Genomic DNA, 20,268 nt, shown 5'->3' on the forward strand with positions numbered 1-20,268 from the left:
ACAAAGGGAGGGATTATAGGGAAAAAACCGCTATGTAGCGAGGGGCGAGATACAGCCGATTACAATTAACGTCGCGAATACAGCCCATCCATTCAGCCCTAAGGCGCAATGTAGCGGCCACAGAGACGGCCACAGATAAAAAACAGCCCCTGCACGGCAACGGGCTGGCCCCATCAGTATCGGACGCCTCAACAATAAAAAAACGGGCTCTGTCTTGCAGAGCCCGTTTGCAGATTATTCAATGTCTTACATCGTTTCTGGCAGAGTATGCTGTCAGGCCGAAATGCGAGCCAGTAGGGCTTTGGCTTCCTGCTGCAGCGCGCTGTCAGCACGGACTGCGATTTCCTCCAGCAGCCCCATCGCCCCTTCCTGATCGTTCATTTCCAGATAAGCTTTCGCCAGATCCAGTTTGCTGGCGTATTCGCCACCACTGTCGACATCATAATCGCCAACATTCGCCAGAACATCCGGGAATTCGTCCAGTCCCACCTCAAGGTTCAGCGGTGCATCATCCAAATCAGCTTCCGACTCCGCGATATCCAGATCTTTCATCAATTCATCAATGCTGATATAGCCCTGACGGTTGAAAGACGCTGCGTCGTTTTCGCTGACCGTGTTTACTCCATTCGCGGCAGACTGAGACTCCGGTTCTTGCCCTGCAGAATCTGATGGTTCAGAGACCAGTTCGCTGTCCGCTTCGCTTTCTCCCCAGCTTGCGGCCAACGCTTCGGATTCAGAAATCAGAAGCGATGCTTCGTCATCATCCAGCAGTGTGGTTTCATCAAACGCTGCCACATCCTGATCATCCATTGGCGGCTGCACACCCCAATCTTCGCTTTCCAGCTCAGGATCCGGATTACTCGCCGTCCAAATAGCTTGATCTTCTTCGTTCCAGTCCGGTTCAACGTTATCGACCGTGGTATCTGCGGCAAAATCGGCAAACAGCTGCTCACGTTCCAACTCGGCTTCACTGGCCTCTGGCAGAGTAATGTGAGTATCAGGTTGGGCCACATCCGCGAGGCTAACATCTGGCTGGCTTTCAGCCCTCATTCCTGAGTCAGGTGCTGGCTGATGTTCCTGAGCAGAACTGGCGTCGGCTTTTTCTGACATCATCGCAGCGGGCTGCGCCACATTATGTGCTTCCGCCAACGGGTCAAACAGCAAAGCATCCATATCAAGACCAGCGGTATCGACCAGCTCTTCATCGAGCGGAGGCATCGCCGATGCGGTTTGAGCCTTTCCTGACACCGCCATTGCTTCTTCAGCCCCCGGATCCCGCATCACTGTGTCATGCGACAACTCGGTGGCCGTCTGAGTGATATCCCGCAAACCGCTTTCCAGCTCGAATTGCTCCAGCTCATGCTGCTCATCAAACGAAGCCTGCAATGCGTCATCTTCACCAAACTCAGGCAGTGACGCCGGATCCAGCGTTTCAAACTCAATATCCTGACGACCATGGATAGAGTACGACTCTTCCAGACGTTCTGATAATTTTTCTGCCGCTTCAGAGCCAACAATCGCAGCCGTGGCCTCTTCCGTTACGTCAGCGGTAACCTCTTTGGCAATCTCTGGTTGCGGTTGCTGATGTGCCGCGGGCTCAACCGCTTCCGCAGCTTGCTGCAGCTGACGCACGATATTATCGAGTACGGCCTGCTCTTCTTCATCACTGATATCCGGGGTTGCCAGCAACTCTGTTTCAGCTTCCGGATCATTCCACGCGGCTTCTTCGTCAAACTCTGGCAAATCATCCAGATTCAACGGTTCAGTGGTGCCAAAGGCAGCAGGTGCTTCAGACTTCCGGCCAGGTTCATCAGACGCCAGAGCCTGCTGCTCTACGTCAGCCAGGGCTGTTTCTTCATCGAAAATCGGGAAGGCATCGTAGTCATCGCCGGTAAGCACAGGTTCATCAGCAGCACGCTCTGCGATGTCCATCGCTTCCTGCTCATCCAGAGACTCAAGCAGCTGATCGACAGTTTGGCCTAAAGTTTCAACGTCAGCCCCTGCTGTCTCGCTCGCTACAGAACTGTCCAGCAGCGCTTCAATGTCTGCCAGATCCTGCTCAAACGCCTTTGTTTCGACCGTATGCGGCTGAGACATATGTGATTGAGACAGATCTGATTGCGGCAAACTCGAAGAAAGCTGTTCATCCGGCAACGCGTTCGAATCTACGTCATTCGTCGCAGTCTCTTGAGCGGCTAAACCGTCAAGATCCAAACCTTGAATATCCAGACCTTTATGAGCGAGACCTTCACTATCTACATCTTGAACATCTGCGTCTTTTTGACGGACGGCATCTTTAGCATCAACGCTTTCAGCATAAACAGCTTCATCATCGGCGATTCCTTGATCCGCGCCATCTTCATCAGCGCCAGTTACCGCTTGCGTCTCTTCTTTAATGTCATCGGCTTCAGGTTCTACAGCAACGGATTCAATAGCTACAGGTTCAGCCGTGTCAGATTCCGGCGCAAAACCGTCGGACTTCTTAGCTTCCGGTTCAAGTTCCGGCTCAAACAGTAATTCCGACTCAGTTGCATTGAGTTCGGCTGCGCTGTTCTCGTGCGCCCAATCATCGGATTGAGAATCGGCCAGAGCGGCCAGTTCCTGATCCAGCCAGGCTTCTTCATCATCAATGTCCAGCTCAGGAACAGGGCCATCAATCAGTTCATCCAGCAGCGCGGTGCTGTTTTCATCCAGTTCAATATCCGGTACGTCGAGCGGATCCTCGTTATCGATCAGTTCATCCAGCAGTGCGGTACTGTCTTCTTCCAGTTCAATGTCGGCAGACAGCCCGTCATCTTCATCCTCGACCAACTCATCGAGCAGTGACACACTGTTAGCGTCCAGCAAATCATCAATATCGTCCTGAGCCGTGGCCGTCAGTAATTCTGCATCTGCCAGCGCCTGATCAATGGCAGACTGCTGCTTTTCTTCCTCTGCCAGAGTGAAAATAGCGTCTTCTTGGGCGGCTTTACTCTCAGTATCAATGTTGGCCAGGCTGGTATCCGCAAGATCAGCATCACTGCTAAACCCGGCAAACAGTGCATCCAGATCATCCTGATTGATAACATCATCTTTATCGGCACGGAGCGTCGCACTGTTTTGTTCTGCCACTGAGTCAGCATCTTCCAGCAGATCGTCCAGCATTGACTGATTCAACAATTCGTCACTGTTGTCGTCGGTGTCCAGAGAGAGATCAAAGCTGTCTTCATCATCGTCATCGGATCGCAGCGATTGCTCCCACATTGCTGCAAGAGCTTCATCTGAGCTACTGTCCGCTTTCTGATCTAGTTCATCCAGCGCTCGCTCCATGTCCTGCAGGCCAATGGCTTCATCATCCCCTTTCACAGAAATGCTGCTGGCGGCAAGGCTCGATTCAAAATCCAGATCGTTGTCGTTGTTAAAGCTGTCTTCCACCGATTTTGCAGCTTTATCCTCTGCGGCAAACAGGCTGTCTTCCGGATCATCAAATAAGCTGTCATCACCGAACAAGTCATTAATCGGGTCGTGCTCTTCCTCCGGATCCGCCACCGGTTTTTCGTCCTCAATGGCAGCCAGAGGTGGCGCCATCACCGGGTCAGACGCATCTGGGGTGTTATTTGAAGAGCTCTCGTCCTGCTCTTCTTCTTTACGACGACCGAGCAGGAAATACGCCAGCAGCGCCGCGATAAGCCCGCCAGGAATCAACCCCATTGCCGCCAGCGCCCACGGATTGTCGATCATACGATCGAACCAGTTAGGCTCCGGTGTCGCAGGCTGAACGTTCTGCACCTGATGGCGCTGCTGCTCAATAAAGCCTTTGATTTCGCTGCGAAGCGCCTCGTCCTGTGTGATCTGCTCTTTCATTGCCGCAACTTCATGCTGCATTTCAGCCAGCCTGACACGCAGCAGGTGGTTGCTTTCCATCAGCTTCGCAACTTGCTCATCAGATGCTTGCAACTGTGCCTGAAGCGCCGTTGGTTTAGACGGAATCAGTGCTTGCGCTGCTGTTTGCTGTGCTTCTTGTGTGTCCACAGCCGACGACGATTGAGGCGTGGTGGCTTCTGTCACTGCTGGCTGAGGAGCGATCGGGGTTGCCACAACCTTTGGCGCAGGGTTCGACTGCTGAGCCGACTTTGGCGTTGGTTTAGGTTGCGGCTTAGGCTGAGCCGTTGTGGTCTGAACCTGAGGTGTCTGGGCAGACCTGGTTTGAACTGAGGTTGTTTGAACAGACGAAGTCTGGGCTGGCGACGGTGTCGACGTACGCTGAGCTGTCCGCTTATCCGTTTCCAGGCGTTGCTTGACACGGTCAGTGTTTTCCTGACGCATTTGCTGATGAGTCGGTACAGCGAGGATACTGCCCGGAATCAGACGGTGAAGATTTCCGTTTTCAAAGGCCTGCGGATTCTGGCTATAGAACGCCCCAATCACCTGATAAATGGATACCTGATCATTCGGCCGGTAACGGGACGCAATTGACCACAGCGTTTCCTGATTTGTTGTCGGCCCGTAACGATGTACAGAACGCGCTGCCTGACTTGAAACCGGTTGGGATACCGTGGTTTGGGCAGCAGGCTGATCTTCAGATGACGGGCCAATAATGCGAATGGTATTCGCCTGTACCGGTAAATGAATGGCGGTTGCGGAGAAAAGCACCGGAATTATAAGGCGTTTTATCATCTTCACTTTCTCAGTCACTGCCTGTTGTCCTCGCTGGCAGAAATAATCACAAATCAGGCACCTGGAGTGGCTCACCTGGTTTCTCTGGTTAATGATACAAGAATAATGATTATCGGCCTACGCCCCTGAAACTAAAGAGCGAGTTTGTGAGCAAGGTTCAGGAATGTTTCTGGTATCAGTATGTTCAGCCAATAAAAAAGTCCATGCCGCCTGGCATGGACTCTTAACAAAAATGCATCACAATGCGTAATCACGACGAGGAATACTTCCCCGTGAGTAAACCTGACTTACAGGTATTCTTCGATCAGCTTTTCTGCAATCTGGACACTGTTCGTCGCCGCGCCTTTTCGCACGTTATCGGCAACAACCCACATGTTCAGGCCGCAAGGATGGCTGATATCTTCACGGACACGGGCCACCATGACGTGATCTTTGCCAGTCGCATCGCTAACCTGCGTCGGGTAGTCATTGCCGTGGAACAGTTCGATACCTTCAGCGTTTTCCAGCAGGTGAAGCGCTTCTTCCACATTGACCGGCTGACGGGTTTCCACGTGCACGGCCTCAGCATGGCCGTAAAACACCGGCACTCGAACACAGGTCGGGTTAACACGGATGGTTTCATCACCCAGGATTTTCTGGGTTTCCCACACCATTTTCATTTCTTCTTTGGTGTAGCCGTTATCCATAAACTGGTCGATATGCGGCAGGCAGTTAAACGCGATCTGCTTGTCGTATACTTTGTTTTCCGCCGGCAGACCGTTTAGCAGGCGTGCCGTCTGGCCAGCCAGCTCATCGACGCCTTTCTTACCCGTGCCGGAAACGGACTGGTAAGTCGCAACGTTAATGCGCTCAATACCGTACGCATCATGGATAGGCTTTAGCGCCACCAGCATCTGGATCGTCGAGCAGTTCGGGTTGGCGATAATATTGCGGTTACGGTAATCCGCCAGGGCGTGCGGGTTGACTTCCGGCACCACCAGTGGAATATCGTAGTCATAACGGAAGCGGGAGGTATTGTCGATTACAACCACACCTTGGTCAGCCGCAATCGGTGCCCAATAGTCTGACGCTTCCGCACCGGCAGAGAAAATAGCAAGTTGCACCTGTCCCCAGTCAAAGTCTTCAACATTGGTCACACGTACATTTTTGCCTTTGAAGCGCACGGTTTTACCCGCGCTGCGCTCAGAGGCAAGCAAATAGAGATTGCGAACAGGGAATTTGCGTTCCTCAAGAACTTCAACAATGGTTTCACCGACAGCACCGGTCGCACCCAATACCGCGATATCAAATTCCTGGCTCATGGCCTTTCCTCTACTGTAAAACCTAAATCAGCCAGCGACTCTAACCCAAAATGGGGCTCGCCCGCTACTGTAATCGCACTGTATTCCCGTCGATCCCAGTAATTTTTACGCATTCTGTCAAAAGCGGATGCCATTTCAGGACTTCCGGCTTGCGTGGCGCACATTTCACGACGGAAAAGGCCATCATCACGACGCACATCATAGACAAGCTGAGTCAGGCTGAATAACGTTGGCTCATCCCATTTGCCGCTCAGGGTCACATACGGAACCGGAGCGGTCGGCAACAGGCTCGCCGCTTCCACTTGCTTGTCGACACCCAGAAACTCGCAAAAGCTGTTGTACACCATGGTTGTGCCACGCGCTTTTCCTTCCAGGCCATACCCGGCGACATGCGGGGTAGCAAATGCCAGCAGCGGCAGCAAGTCCAGATCGACCTGCGGTTCGTGCTCAAACACATCCAATACTGCTGTGAGATGCTTGCCTTCACCGATCTGGCTGGCTTGCAGCGCGCGTTTCAGGGCCTGATTATCAACTACAGGTCCGCGGGCAGCATTAATCAGAATCGCTCCCGGCTTCAGCGCAGCAAGAAATGCCTCATCCACCAGATGATGAGTCGGGTAACGGCCTTCCCGGGTAATGGGGGTGTGCGTCGTGATGACATCACACTGCGCCTGCAGCTCTTCGATACTATGAAACGATCGGGGATCACCCTGCTCCGCTTTCAGCGGGTCATTAAGCAGATAGCGAACTCCCAGTGCATCCAGGCACTTGGCCAGATAACTACCGACATTACCGGCGCCGATAATTCCGACGGTTTTGTCGAACAGAGAGAAGCCTTGTTGCTGCCCCAGCACCATCAGGCTGCTCAGCACATATTCAGCCACACCCACTTTGTTACAGCCCGGTGCCGCCGTGAAGAAAATCCCCCGGTCTGCCAGCAGCGCATCATTAACATGATCCTGACCCGCAGTGGCTGTACCGACAAATTTCAGTTTATTGGCCTTTGCCAGCAACGCTTCATTCACTTTGGTGACAGAGCGGATCATCAGGGCATCTACATCCACCAGATCCTCCGCGGTCATGGTGCGTCCCGGCTTGCTGATCACCTCACCCAAGTCGCTGAAAAGCGCTTCGGCGTAAGGCATGTTCTCGTCTATGAGGATTTTCATGAATCGATCCTAGTGTTATTCGGTGTGTCGAGTGTCGAGTGTCGAGTGTCGAGTGTCGAGTGTCGAGTGTCGAGTGTCGAGTGTCGAGTGTCGAGTGTCGAGTGTCGAGTGTCGAGTGTCGAGTGTCGAGATAATTCAAAAACGTGGCAGGCGTGTCAAGCGGTAGTACCCGGAAAACGATGAACAGAGAGAAGAAGAACGGGTTACGATCGGTAACAGTGATACAAACAAAAAAGCCCGACAATAGCCTGTCGGGCAAATATCCAGGTTTAAAACACCAGAATAGATCATAGACAGCCCCCGCAAAAGAACATACCATGCCTTGTTCTGATGTCGCGTCTGTTTCAGGCACTGGCAAGCATTCGCTTTACATGATTCAGTCTCCGCAAAAGCCTGTCAGTTAAGCCGCTCGCCAGTGCCGTCTCCTGGAAAAATCCTTTTATTGCACTGATTCATTTTCGAAAAGGCACATGACATCATGCGCCTCCCCGATATTTCTCAGGCTACTCAGCCTTCGTATTTTTTGATCACCAGTGTCGCGTTCGTACCGCCAAAGCCAAAGCTGTTAGACATAACGGTCTTCAGTTCCTGCTCGCGGGTTTCCGTCACGATATCCAGGCCTTCTGCAGCCGGATCCAGGTTATCAATGTTGATGCTTGGTGCGATAAAGCCGTGATTCAACATCAGCGTCGAGTAGATCGCCTCATGCACACCAGCCGCACCCAGGGCGTGACCCGTCATGGCTTTAGTCGCAGAAATCGCCGGGCTGTTTGAACCAAACAGTTCCTGAATCGCACCCAGTTCTTTCACGTCGCCTACTGGGGTAGAAGTACCGTGAGTGTTGATGTAGTCAACCGGGGCATCCAGATCCGCCATGGCCATCTTCATACAACGCACCGCACCTTCGCCAGATGGCGCAACCATATCGTAGCCATCGGAGGTCGCGCCGTAACCGACGATTTCGCCGTAAATTTTGGCACCACGCGCCAGAGCATGCTCCAGCTCTTCAACCACCAGCATGCCGCCGCCACCAGAGATAACAAAACCGTCACGGTCTGCATCGTAAGTACGGGATGCTTTGCTTGGGTCGTCGTTGTATTTAGTCGACAGGGCACCCATGGCGTCAAACATCATGGTCAGGGTCCAGTCCAGCTCTTCACCGCCACCGGCAAAAACGATGTCTTGTTTACCCAGTTGGATCAGCTCCAGGGCGTGACCGATACAGTGTGCCGATGTTGCACACGCTGAACTCATGGTGTAGTTCACACCACGGATCTTGAATGGCGTCGCCAGACAAGCCGAAACTGTGGAAGACATGGTACGTGGCACCATGTAAGGGCCAACACGCTTCACGCCTTTTTCGCGCAGAATGTCCACCGCAGCAACCTGATTTTGAGACGAAGCGCCACCAGAACCTGCAACCAAACCGGTACGGTCATTCGATACCTGGTCTTCTGTCAGGCCAGCATCTTCAATCGCTTGCTCCATAGACAGATACGCAAAGGCTGCGGCATCGCCCATGAAACGCATTTTTTTACGGTCGATATGCTCTGACGGGTTCATTTTCAAGTCGCCCCAAACATTGCTGCGCAGTTTCATCTCTGCGAACTGTTCGGAGAAATTAATACCGGATTTACCCGTTTTCAAAGACTCCAGCACTTCCTTAACGTTGTTACCAATGCTGGATACAATACCCATGCCTGTAATTACGGCTCGTTTCATGATGAATTCCTACTGTCATTTAACGCTGACGATAATAGCGGGTTTAATTGCCAAAAGTGGTCAGCTTTCCTCTTGATCGGGTACAATCACCGACAATTTGACCCGATTCACCCAAAAGGTGCTGATTCGCCAGCTCAATTTACCATCAGGCGCGTTATCACCTGTTTGACCAACCATGAGGTTTCTCCCTTGTCTGACACAGCAAAAACATCAGTCTCATCCGTGCCACGCATCGAAAATGCGGTACTGGACTGGAACGACGCCGGTACCCCGGTCTCTAACGACTTTGATGATGTCTATTTTTCCAATGCAAATGGCCTGGAAGAAACCCGTTACGTCTTTCTCCGACAAAACGGCCTGCCTGAGCGCTGGACGGAATTCGACCGTCGCCGCTTTGTAATCGCTGAAACCGGCTTCGGCACCGGGCTGAACTTTCTGGCCGCCTGGCAGTGGTTCAAGGCTTTTCGACAAGCGAACCCTAATGCCACTCTCAAAGAGATGCATTTCATCAGCTTTGAGAAGTTCCCGGTCACCCGCGACGACCTAATAAAAGCGCACCAGTCCTGGCCCGAGCTGGCTGACTTGGCTAAGCAGCTTCACGTCCACTATCCACCAGCTGTTGCCGACTGCCACCGAATCGTTCTGGAAGACGGCATGATCACGCTGGATCTGTGGTTCGGCGATATCAAAGACTGTATGCCTCAAGTATGGACGAATGATGAAGGTATCGTCGATGCCTGGTTCCTTGATGGCTTTGCGCCAAGCAAAAACCCGGAGATGTGGAACCAGAATCTGTTTGACGGCATGGCCAAACTGGCTCGGGTTGGCTGTACTACGGCGACGTTTACCGCTGCCGGTTTTGTTCGCCGCGGCCTGAACGACGCCGGTTTTGACATGCAAAAAGTCAAAGGCTTTGGCACCAAACGTGACATGCTGGCCGGTAAGGTTTCTGAACGTAAATACCGCGGTAATACCAAACCGTGGTTTGCCCGTCGCGCGGCATCCGCTAATCGGGATTCAGGCAGTCTGGATATTGCCATTATCGGCGGTGGAATCGGCTCCGCCACCACGGCGATTGCGCTTGCCCGTCGCGGTATTCACACCACACTGTACTGCGCCGAAGCACTTCCTGCGGAAGGCGCATCTGGCAACCGTCAGGGGGCGGTTTATCCGTTGCTCAATGGTTCGAACGACGACCTGTCGCGCTTCTTTGCACCGGCTTTCCTGTATGCCCGCCAGTTTGTCGAACAGGCGGCCACGGAAATGGCCTTTCCCCACAGCTGGTGTGGCGTCACTCAGCTGGCATGGAATGACAATGCCACCGACAAACTCGATAAGATGATCAGTGGCGGCTTCCCAACCGAGCTGATTCGTGCACTGGACGAAGAGGAAACGGCGCGGGTTACCGGCGTACCAAGCGGTCATCGCAGTGTTCATTATCCGTTAGGAGGCTGGCTGTGCCCGCAGGCTTTGACCCGCGCCCTGTTGAATCAAGCAGAAGCCTCCGGATTGTTAACCTTGAAACCGGAAACGGACATTCAGGATCTGACATTCGACGCTGACAATGAGCGCTGGACATTGACCGACCAGCACAACCACCGCTATGAGCATCAGTGTGTCATCGTCGCAAACGGTCATCGATTTGCTGAGTTTGCCCAGACCCAGGCCATTCCAGCCTATTCAGTGCGGGGACAAGTCAGTCATGTACCGACAAATCCGTCACTGGGTAAGCTGAAAACGGTGCTGTGCTATGACGGCTATCTGACCCCGGCTCACGATGATAACCACTGCATCGGCGCCAGTTACCGCCGTGGCAGCACGGATCTGACATTCTCTGCCGAAGAACATGCCGACAACAAACAGCGACTGGTTGACTGCCTACCGGAAGCTGACTGGCCAACTGCGATTGATATGTCAGACGATAACGCCCGGGTTGGCGTACGTTGCGCCAGCCGTGACCATTTGCCCTTCGTGGGCGATGTCTGTCGCTATGACGATGTGCTCAGCCAATACGCCGACCTGAGAGAGAAACAGGATTGCGCGGAAGCCGTCCCGGTCTACCCGAACCTGTATGCCATGGTAGGTCTGGGATCGCGCGGGTTAAGTTCTTCACCGCTACTGGGCGAAGTGCTGGCATCACAAATTTGTGGCGACCCATTACCGCTGCCTAACAGCGTGCTGGAAGCCCTGCACCCGGGACGGATGTGGGTCAGAAAGCTGGTCAAAGGCAAGAAAGTGGACTGAGTTAGGTTGATTGAACTAAGCCTACTGAGCCGTTATCACAGCTGACTGTCGCCCAAACCAAAAAAGCGAGAAGCATTGCCTCTCGCTTTTTTTACCGGTTTATACCTGATTTTCAACCAATCGGCCCAGCACTGGGAATGCGTCAGGTTACTCCGCCTGCACCGTTACCGGTGGAGCCGGATCATCACCGCCTCCACTGTCAGACAAGGCGACCCCGATGACTACCGCCGCAGCACCAACCGCCAGTACCGTCGCGGTAATGCCCCCCGCCGAAGCGGCCAGTGCCGTATCAATGCCAGCGGCCTTACCACTGGAACTCGCCGCTGATTGACTCGTCGTCACAGATTGGCTTGAGGTGGCAGAACTCGACGTCGTTGAAGCTGACGTAGGCGCAGGCGGTGCTGTTCTCGGCGGCGTGGCACTGGCGGATCCATACGTAGAGGTTCCCGGCGAAACATCCGCCGCAAGAGCTGACAGACTCAGTATGCCTGATGCGATCATCGCAATAATTGAGCATTTCATAGACATCCCCAAACAACACTTATTGCTTTATTGATATGACAGTAAGTATAGATGGGATAACAGGTTCAGCCGCTCAAATCCCTTGTCCTGACGCACTTTCACGGCTCAATAATGAGAAATCCCCGTCAAACTCAAGCGGGATTTCTTTGCACGCCAAGAAAACAAAAGACTTTTAAAATCACAAAAAAATAACCCGTGTTTATCTTTCCGTCAGAAGAAAAGAAACACGGGTTGCTCAGGGTATCGATTGAGCCGTGCTTATTCAGACCCAGAGCAGAGTCTCAAGGCTCAACGACTCACCGCTCATAGATTCAGTCAGAACCAAATAAATCCCGGGTGTAGACCTTATCCGCCACATCCTCCAGCTCTTCCGCCATGCGGTTAGACACAATCACATCAGCACGTTGCTTGAACTCGGCCAGATCGGTGATCACTTCCGAGTTAAAGAATTCGCCTTCTTTCAAGACCGGTTCATACACGACCACCGGAATCCCTTTCGCTTTGATCCGCTTCATGATGCCCTGAATAGACGAAGCGCGGAAATTATCCGATCCGGCCTTCATGATGAGGCGGTAGACCCCAACCACTTTTGGTCGCTTGGCGAGAATGGAATCGGCGATGAAATCTTTACGGGTACGATTAGCTTCCACAATGGCACCGATAATGTTGTTTGGCACCTTGGAATAGTTCGCCAGCAGCTGCTTGGTATCTTTTGGCAAGCAGTAACCACCATAACCAAACGACGGGTTGTTGTAGTGGTTGCCAATACGTGGATCGAGCCCGACCCCTTCAATAATCTGACGGCTGTCTAGCCCATGCGCTTCGGCGTAAGAATCCAACTCATTGAAATAAGCAACGCGCATTGCCAGATAGGTATTGGAGAACAGTTTTACCGCTTCCGCTTCAGTAGAATCGGTAAACAATACCGGGATATCCGTTTTAATGGCACCCTGTACCAGTAAACCCGCAAATGTTTCAGCACGCTCAGAACGTTCACCGACAATGATTCGGGAAGGATAAAGATTGTCGTACAGCGCACGCCCTTCTCGTAAAAACTCAGGCGAAAAGATGACGTTTTCTGCCCCAAGCTCCGTTTTCACCCGCTGAGTATAACCAACCGGCACCGTCGATTTGATGACCATCACCGCATCCGGATTGATCGCCATTACATCACGGATGACAGCTTCAACCGATGAGGTATTAAAGTAGTTAGTGACCGGATCGTAATCCGTCGGGGTCGCAATGATGACAAAATCCGCCCCTTGGTACGCAAGTTGTTTATCTGTCGTCGCTGTCAACTTCAGTGGTTTCGTCGACAGATACTCTGAAATTTCCTTGTCTTCAATTGGCGACACCGAACGGTTAATCAGATCGACTTTTTCCTGCACGATATCCAGTGCCGTCACGTCGTTATGCTGTGCCAGCAGCACAGCATTGGAAAGGCCTACATACCCTGTACCCGCAACAGTAATTTTCATTGTACTCATCCAAACTCACAAAGATGACAGCCAAGAAAGCTGAAAAATCAATAATTCACAAATCATTATAGGAAACTTTATTCTATAGCTCGACAAAGTATGTCAATAACCGCAAAGAAATAACAACGCTTATTGCCGCAGCACAATCAAAAGTAGCGAAATATATGATTTAAACACGGAAATACCGATGGCTTTGTATGTTTCAAGGCCTTAAGAAAGCAACAAAATCCGGCGACACCCAATTCCACCTTCATTTGATACCTGGTGTCAAAAAATCAAGTCAAAAACCAATACTAAAACAGACCGGCACCTCCAGCATATCATCAAGAGATGACAGCGGTATGGCTTGCTTTTTCCGTCGTATCAGCGGTAATGATGATGTCACAGCCAGGTAACAATGGCCTGAGTTCATCAGCCAGAGCGTGCTGAGCATCCGCATCACCATGCACCAGTCTGATGACGGAGGGCGGCGTCTCCATGGCTGTCACAAACGCCAGTAAATCTTTCTGATCAGCATGGGCTGAATACCCTGATAACTCATGAACAGATGCATTAACGGGCACCTGCTGTTTGTTGATCTCGACTGATTCGACGCCGGACAACAATGTTTTACCCAGCGTACCTTTGGCCTGGTAACCGACGAGTACGACATCAGTCCGGGAATCCGGCAGCAGCGCTTCAAGATAGTTAACGACTCTGCCGCCAGTGCACATCCCACTGGCCGCAATCACTATCGCAGGCTCACCGCTTTGTTTCAGCCGGTTTACCAAGGCTTCATGCTCGTCATGAGAATCGATGGTGACAAACTGACGGAACGACATGGGATGTCGCCCCAGCATCACCTTCTCTTTGGCTTCTTTTGCCCATAAGCGCTGAAACAGCGTGTATTGTTCCGTCACTTTATCTGCCAGTGGTGAATCAAGAATGACAGGCAGACGCGACCAGTCTACAGGCGGAAGCCCATTGGCTTTCTGATGTTGAGTCAGCTCACTCAATATCGCTTCAATATCAAACAACAACTCTTGCGTGCGGCCGACACTGAAAGCAGGAATAATAATCGCCCCACCATCTTTTAATGACCGTTCAATGACCGCCGCCAAACGGTGTGACCTGTCCTGAATACGATCATGCCGGCGGTTCCCATAGGTTGTTTCAAGCACAAGGGTATCGGCACGATTAGGCGGACATGGGTCAACAAGCAAAGGCGTATTAGAGGGACCTAAATCTCCTGAAAACACCACCACATGTCCATCAGTAAGGGTCATTTCAATGTAAGCAGAACCCAGGATATGCCCAGCCTGACGGAATACAGCAGTGAGTTTTTCACCGTCAGGAAATGTTATTGATGCTCGGCAATCAAACGGGACTGGTCTCAGCAATGAAGATACCAGATTAATAAATTGGGCCCGTTGTTCCTGGTTCAGATTCAGCTGAATTTTTAAGCTGTCATCCAACATCAACGGTAGCAACGCAGCTGTGGCTTCTGTGGCATAAATATGACCGCGAAATCCGGCAGCAAGCAACCAGGGAATGCGCCCGATATGGTCAATGTGGCAATGCGTCAGCAACAGCGCACGGATATGACTGATAGGGAAATCAATATCCAGAGAACGAGTCGCCTCCTCGCCCTGAAAAATTCCGCAATCCACCAGTAAGCCGTAGTTCCCTACCCTCAATTCATGGCAGGAACCGGTTACCCCAGAATAAGCACCATGATGAATGATTTGCACGGTTCAACCCTCTTATAAATATGAGGAAATAATGACAAACGCACACCAAAACAACATACGGAAGAAAAGGTTACACGATGCACTTCACGAAATAAGTATCGTTAAAAATCAGAATATTACTTCTTCGCACATTTTAAATATTTGCAGGCATAAAAATGAAAGCCAAAATGTCAAAACTTTGGCTATAGTGACAATAATAACAAAATTAACAATAAAAATTCTATTGAGCAGTTGAATGACACTAAGAGCATATGTGTCAGGCAACGCCATAGTTCACCTGTAGGTCGTTATGGACGTTTTGCCCTTTTTTATTTTTGCCATCGCACTGTGCAACTTGCTGATTTTTAGAAAAATTGCGCTAAGACTCCAATGGGTTGATATTCCATCAGCAAGAAAACTGCATTCCGGCACTCCACCTCTTTGTGGTGGGGCTTCAATTTTTCTCACTCTACTTATTGCACTGTTGATACACCCCATTTCTATTCCTGAACTGCATACGGTACTGGCATGCGCCTGTATTCTTTTTGTTACAGGATTAGCTGACGATAAGTACAACGTTGAGGTAAAACTGCGATTATTGATTCAATGTGGTGTGGCATATGTGATGGTAAATTATGGTGATTGCCGCATTACAGAGCTCGGTTCCCTGACAGGATCTGAAAAAGTAGTTCTGTCTCACTCTCAAAGCACTATCATCAGTTTGCTGGCTATCGTTGGCGGGATCAATGCGTTCAATATGATTGATGGTGTCGACGGGCTGCTAGGGGGGATGACTATTGTCTGTTTTACCGCACTAGGTTATCTGTTTTATATCCATGACGTAAGTGAAATGGTTTTCCTCTGCTCAATTATCGTCGTTGCGACTGTGCCCTTTCTTCTGCTCAACACGGGCATATTTTGTCGCCCTAAACACAAAGTGTTTATGGGAGATGCCGGTAGCACTTTGCTGGGCTTTATCCTGGTATGGCTCCTTATCCTCAGCAGTCAGCCGCTGGATTACTCAGCTTCCGTTTACTTTAACACTATCTCGGCTAACACTATCTCGGCTGACACTATCTCGACTGAAATTGATGCCATTCTGAAACCCGTCACCGCACTTTGGATTATTGCTATACCCTTGATGGATATGGTTGCCGTTATGGTTCAACGCACACGTCGAGGATCTTCGCCTTTTCTGCCTGACCGAACCCATCTCCATCATACTCTGCTTCGGCTAGGGCTAAATGCACAGCTCACTTCGCTACTTATTTGTAGTATCGGAGCAATACTAGCCATTTTGGGTATTTACTTTGAAGTAAATGGTATTTCAGAAGAAATACAATTGGTCATATTTATGGTTGTGTTCCTATTCTACTTTCTAATTACTCAGTATATTTTCCAGATTAAATACAACCTGCGAAAAGCATATCGACTCATTTACAAACTATAGCCAAGCAACATGTAAAGCATTACATAGATCTCATTATTTGCACCTTTGCCAATGACCTATTTTCATGAATTGACCCCGTTTTATCACATAAATGACATATAACTATGCATTTATTCACACAGTGCCAACTTTCTGACTATACTGAAATTATGGTTTTACCCTCTTTATAATTCAAAGCTTTAGGAGGTTCACATGCAAAACCATTTTCTTACACCCTCTCAAAAACATCATGGCAGTTTTATTACCACGAAGGTATTTAATAGCACATTGTATTTTCTGATTACTATTTCAAATTTTTTAGATGAACTTGAAAAATATGATCAGATGGCTAAAGAAATGCGAAGACAGGATCGTACAAACAGTATATGAACACTTCAACTCATGAGTACGTTTTATAGGTAAGCGGTTCTTAAATAAATCGCCGCTTACCTATTGAACCACATTGAACTACAGCTTCTTTACCCACGCTTTCGCTGCATCATCTATTAACTGATATGCAAAATCAAAAGCTTCTCGGCTTTGCCGATAAGGATCAGGAATATCTTTTTGGCCAATCCACTGCCCAAACAACATTGTTTTGCCTCGGGCCTCCGGTGCAATCTTGGTCACAGCTTCGATATGCCCCTTTTCCATAACCAGAATAAGATCATAATCGCGGCATAAATCACTGGTCAGTTGTTGAGCCTCATGGCCCTCCAGGCTGATACCGTGCTCCAATGCAACCTCTGCTGCCATTTTATCAGCAGGCTTTCCGACTAACGCACCTACACCCGCTGATGAAATCTGCTTTTCCGGAAGTAAGTGCTTTAACAAGTATTCACCTGAAGGTGAACGACAGATGTTTCCAACACAAACGACCAATATTTTATTAAACATTGCGTATATCCTGTTTACGTAATGACATACTATTTTAAGAGAACAGATATTAAATCAGCTCCGTCTGTTTTATTCAAAATAATATGCCTTATTTCTCATTCCATTTTAGGATGAAAAGAAACAAAAAAGCGGAATCCCCTTACGAAGATTCCGCTTTTCTTTAGTACTGTTCTTTATGCTGCTTTCACAGCGTCAGCAATGTGGTTTGCCCATTGCTCTGCCAGTTCAACACAATTTGCTTCTGCCATGACGCGAATCAGCGGTTCTGTACCTGACTTACGCAACAGAATACGACCTACCGGGTTGTCAGTGCCCACTTTCAACGCCGCTTCAGCATCTTTCACAGCATCCATCACAGCCTGACTTTCAAGCGGAGCAGATTCACTGTTGAAACGCACATTCACCAACGTCTGAGGCATCATCGGCATTTCCGATACCAGCTCGTCAATGGTTTTACCAGTTTCAGATACCACACTCAGTACTTGAAGCGCAGCAACAATTGCATCACCCGTTGTCACAAGGTTACGACAGATTACATGGCCTGAATTCTCACCGCCCAGCCACCAATCTTTCTCCAGCAATTGCTCCATTACATAACGGTCGCCGACTTTGGCACGTACAAACGGGATACCCAGTTTACCCAGAGCGACTTCAAGGCCCATGTTAGACATCAGGGTACCTACCACGCCGCCTTTCAGGTTGCCGTTAATGAGCGCCTGTTTAGCCAGAATAAATAAAATCTGATCGCCATCAATCACGTTGCCTTTGCTGTCAACCATCATGATGCGATCACTGTCGCCATCGAGCGCAATCCCCATATCGGCCTGGCATTCAACCACTGTTTTTTGCAGTAAGGCCATTGAGGTTGCACCACAATTTTCATTGATGTTCACGCCGTTTGGCTGATTACCAATGACAGTAACGTCAGCACCCAGCTCACTGAGTACGTTTGGCGCAATGTGGTAAGCCGCGCCATTCGCACAGTCAACTACCAACTTCAAACCAGCCAGTGAATATTGAGACGGGAAGGTGCCTTTGCAGAACTCAATATAACGTCCTGCCGCATCTTCCATGCGCTTTGCTTTACCCAGCAGGTGAGAATCTACACACTCAATGTCTTTATCAAGCTCAGCTTCTATCGCTAACTCAACATCATCAGGTAACTTTTCACCAGCTGCGGAGAAGAACTTAATGCCGTTGTCATAAAACGGGTTGTGTGACGCACTGATCACAATACCGGCTTCTGCACGGAATGTTTTGGTCAGGTACGCTACCGCAGGTGTGGGTAGTGGTCCGGTCAGAATCGCATTAATCCCTGCCGCTGACAGGCCAGCTTCCAGCGCAGACTCGAGCATGTAGCCTGAGATACGAGTGTCTTTGCCGATAATTACTTTTTTCGTGCCAAGACGTGATAATACACGCCCTGCCGCCCATCCCAGTTTCAGGGCAAAATCAGGAGTGATCGGGTATTCTCCGACTTTGCCGCGAACGCCGTCGGTACCAAAATATTTTCTTGTCATCGTTATGTAGTTCTGAATGAATGGAATGTTGGAAAGATTTTATCTGAGGGGAATGCAAAGCGCCACTCTACACGAAGTGAAGTTAACGTATCAATAGACGATTCTACTTCTTACAACTAGGGTAGTTCAGAAGACTACCAATCAAAGGCTATAAGGGAATGCTACAACAAACAATAAAACGACATAGGTTGTTATAATTATATTTCGTTTTATGAGGTGTTGATTGAGGGGCTGACCTAGAATCTCCATTAGAATCGCTGAGATTACATGCCACTTACTATGACGGTAAATCATTATGGATCTTTAAAATTGAATAACAAGAGAAGTGACCGCCACAATATTAACTACAATGACTTGCAAATACCCCATAACATGAGAATGTGCTGCACCTGTAAAACTTTGGTACAGCACATTCGAAACAAGCTACCGCGCTAATCTCTGCCTCATCACTTTTCTAAATTTGACTGACCCATTTCAAGGTTTAGCTCGGCAGATTTGGTACTACCGACTAGCTTATGAATAAACGTAGTAATACGCCAAATGTAGCTGATTGCCAGGAAGTAACCGACAAAAACGGCAAGGAAACTAAAGAACATCACCGACTCACTGACTTTATTGACATCCGACCAAATGCCAATGCCTGCCAACACTGAAGCCAACGTACAGATAACCACCAACGACATCCCAGAAGACAAACCAATACGCTGACAGATGTGATGGAGATGCTCACGGTCCGGCTTAAACGGAGACTGTCCTTTACGGATACGACGAATCATAATCGTGGCCATATCCATAAGAGGAACCGCAATAACCCAAAGCGCTGTAACAGGACGAATGTGAGTAGTCTTCACACCCTGGGTGGCTTCAATCAGCAGCCAGATCACAGTAAAACCAATAAAGATACTGCCAGCGTCACCCATGAAGACCTTAAATCGGCGACCTAATGGAAAGCCCAGGTTCAACATGATATACGGCACCATAGCAGTAACAATCAAACCGCAAACCGCAGCTAATGCTTCATTGCCATCAATGAAGAACATATAACCCAATGCAGCAAAGGTGACAGAGGCCAAGCCGCCAAGCAGACCATCTATGCCATCAACCATGTTGAACGCATTAATCGCACCGATAACGCCAAAAATGGTAATCAGATAGCTCATGGCTAGCGGCAATTCAATCGCTTCACTGCCCATCAAGTAGCCCAGATTATGAAGGCTTTTACCAGCAATCTGGATCATCGCCAAAGAAACAGCAGCCTGAATAACAAGTCTGACCTTAAAGCTAATATCATACCTATCATCAATTACACCGGTAATCACCAAAATCGCTGCACTAATTAAGAACAAAACCGTGTCGCTATCGACAGGAGTAAATAGAAGAAAGGCGATAACAAGAGTGCTAAATATAGACACTCCTCCCACTAGAGGAATTACCCCCTGATGTAGTTTACGGGCATTAGGCTTATCCACTAAGCCGATTCTTTTTGCCACTTTACGAAAAACAAATAGGCTGCAAAAAGACATCACAAAGACAAAAATAAATGCGGTAGCTGTCATAATAAACTCTTACTTGAGCAATAAATTAAAAGGGGTTGGTCAGTTCAACAATTAACAGCTCACTC

Annotated in this window: 12 protein-coding genes; 2 read left to right on the forward strand and 10 right to left on the reverse strand. The window is 49.6% G+C overall.

Annotated features, from left to right (window positions below):
- Positions 1 to 273: 273 nt before the first annotated feature.
- From C9I92_RS03515 to fabB, 4 genes are all read right to left on the reverse strand, one after another.
- Entirely contained in the window at positions 274 to 4,656 is a 4,383-nt protein-coding gene (locus C9I92_RS03515) for a FimV/HubP family polar landmark protein (RefSeq protein WP_047887543.1), read from the reverse strand.
- Positions 4,657 to 4,943: 287 nt separating this feature from the next.
- Entirely contained in the window at positions 4,944 to 5,957 is a 1,014-nt protein-coding gene (locus C9I92_RS03520; RefSeq protein ID WP_047887542.1) for an aspartate-semialdehyde dehydrogenase, read from the reverse strand.
- Positions 5,954 to 7,126, reverse strand: coding sequence for a 4-phosphoerythronate dehydrogenase (locus C9I92_RS03525; protein WP_047887541.1), 1,173 nt, complete (start codon positions 7,124 to 7,126; stop codon positions 5,954 to 5,956). Before C9I92_RS03525 ends, C9I92_RS03520 begins: the two co-directional genes overlap by 4 nt.
- A 507-nt stretch (positions 7,127 to 7,633) precedes the next feature.
- On the reverse strand, positions 7,634 to 8,848 hold the full coding sequence (fabB, locus tag C9I92_RS03530) for a beta-ketoacyl-ACP synthase I (protein ID WP_047883770.1): 1,215 nt from the start codon (positions 8,846 to 8,848) through the stop codon (positions 7,634 to 7,636).
- Positions 8,849 to 9,070: 222 nt separating this feature from the next.
- Here fabB and mnmC point away from each other — a divergent pair, with 222 nt between their 5' ends.
- Positions 9,071 to 11,092, forward strand: coding sequence for a bifunctional tRNA (5-methylaminomethyl-2-thiouridine)(34)-methyltransferase MnmC2/FAD-dependent 5-carboxymethylaminomethyl-2-thiouridine(34) oxidoreductase MnmC1 (gene mnmC, locus C9I92_RS03535; protein ID WP_107193823.1), 2,022 nt, complete (start codon positions 9,071 to 9,073; stop codon positions 11,090 to 11,092).
- Between the two features lie 147 nt (positions 11,093 to 11,239).
- Here the strand turns inward: mnmC and C9I92_RS03540 are convergent, their stop codons facing one another.
- From C9I92_RS03540 to C9I92_RS03550, 3 genes are all read right to left on the reverse strand, one after another.
- A complete protein-coding gene (locus C9I92_RS03540) occupies positions 11,240 to 11,614 on the reverse strand; it encodes a hypothetical protein (RefSeq protein ID WP_047883772.1) in 375 nt (124 codons plus the stop codon).
- A gap of 311 nt (positions 11,615 to 11,925) precedes the next feature.
- Positions 11,926 to 13,092: a nucleotide sugar dehydrogenase gene (locus C9I92_RS03545; RefSeq protein ID WP_047883773.1), complete on the reverse strand. Its 1,167-nt coding sequence runs from the start codon at positions 13,090 to 13,092 to the stop codon at positions 11,926 to 11,928.
- 323 nt (positions 13,093 to 13,415) lie between these two features.
- Complete coding sequence (locus C9I92_RS03550) at positions 13,416 to 14,822, reverse strand: MBL fold metallo-hydrolase (RefSeq protein WP_047883774.1); 1,407 nt, start codon at positions 14,820 to 14,822, stop codon at positions 13,416 to 13,418.
- 289 nt (positions 14,823 to 15,111) lie between these two features.
- On the opposite strand from C9I92_RS03550, the gene wecA (C9I92_RS03560) reads away from it, so the two are divergent.
- Positions 15,112 to 16,251, forward strand: a complete 1,140-nt coding sequence (gene wecA, locus C9I92_RS03560; protein ID WP_047883776.1) for a UDP-N-acetylglucosamine--undecaprenyl-phosphate N-acetylglucosaminephosphotransferase — start codon at positions 15,112 to 15,114, stop codon at positions 16,249 to 16,251.
- Positions 16,252 to 16,698: 447 nt separating this feature from the next.
- Here wecA (C9I92_RS03560) and C9I92_RS03565 read toward each other — a convergent pair whose 3' ends face one another.
- From C9I92_RS03565 to wecA (C9I92_RS03575), 3 genes are all read right to left on the reverse strand, one after another.
- A complete protein-coding gene (locus tag C9I92_RS03565; RefSeq protein WP_047883777.1) occupies positions 16,699 to 17,127 on the reverse strand; it encodes an arsenate reductase/protein-tyrosine-phosphatase family protein in 429 nt (142 codons plus the stop codon).
- Positions 17,128 to 17,300: 173 nt separating this feature from the next.
- Positions 17,301 to 18,653: a phosphoglucosamine mutase gene (glmM, locus tag C9I92_RS03570; protein ID WP_107193806.1), complete on the reverse strand. Its 1,353-nt coding sequence runs from the start codon at positions 18,651 to 18,653 to the stop codon at positions 17,301 to 17,303.
- 440 nt (positions 18,654 to 19,093) lie between these two features.
- A complete protein-coding gene (wecA, locus tag C9I92_RS03575) occupies positions 19,094 to 20,203 on the reverse strand; it encodes a UDP-N-acetylglucosamine--undecaprenyl-phosphate N-acetylglucosaminephosphotransferase (RefSeq protein ID WP_047883779.1) in 1,110 nt (369 codons plus the stop codon).
- Positions 20,204 to 20,268: the final 65 nt, after the last annotated feature.

Source organism: Photobacterium ganghwense, from assembly GCF_003025595.1.
Taxonomy (GTDB): Bacteria; Pseudomonadota; Gammaproteobacteria; order Enterobacterales; family Vibrionaceae; genus Photobacterium; species Photobacterium ganghwense.

Excerpts from the sequence above, each read along its gene's own strand:
- C9I92_RS03565 (WP_047883777.1), bottom strand. The coding sequence starts at position 17,127 with ATGTTTAATAAAATATTGGTCGTTTGTGTTGGAAACATCTGTCGTTCA.
- C9I92_RS03520 (WP_047887542.1), bottom strand. The coding sequence starts at position 5,957 with ATGAGCCAGGAATTTGATATCGCGGTATTGGGTGCGACCGGTGCTGTC.
- C9I92_RS03540 (WP_047883772.1), bottom strand. The coding sequence starts at position 11,614 with ATGAAATGCTCAATTATTGCGATGATCGCATCAGGCATACTGAGTCTG.
- C9I92_RS03515 (WP_047887543.1), bottom strand. The coding sequence starts at position 4,656 with ATGATAAAACGCCTTATAATTCCGGTGCTTTTCTCCGCAACCGCCATT.
- C9I92_RS03525 (WP_047887541.1), bottom strand. The coding sequence starts at position 7,126 with ATGAAAATCCTCATAGACGAGAACATGCCTTACGCCGAAGCGCTTTTC.
- wecA (WP_047883776.1), top strand. The coding sequence starts at position 15,112 with ATGGACGTTTTGCCCTTTTTTATTTTTGCCATCGCACTGTGCAACTTG.
- fabB (WP_047883770.1), bottom strand. The coding sequence starts at position 8,848 with ATGAAACGAGCCGTAATTACAGGCATGGGTATTGTATCCAGCATTGGT.
- C9I92_RS03545 (WP_047883773.1), bottom strand. The coding sequence starts at position 13,092 with ATGAAAATTACTGTTGCGGGTACAGGGTATGTAGGCCTTTCCAATGCT.
- wecA (WP_047883779.1), bottom strand. The coding sequence starts at position 20,203 with ATGACAGCTACCGCATTTATTTTTGTCTTTGTGATGTCTTTTTGCAGC.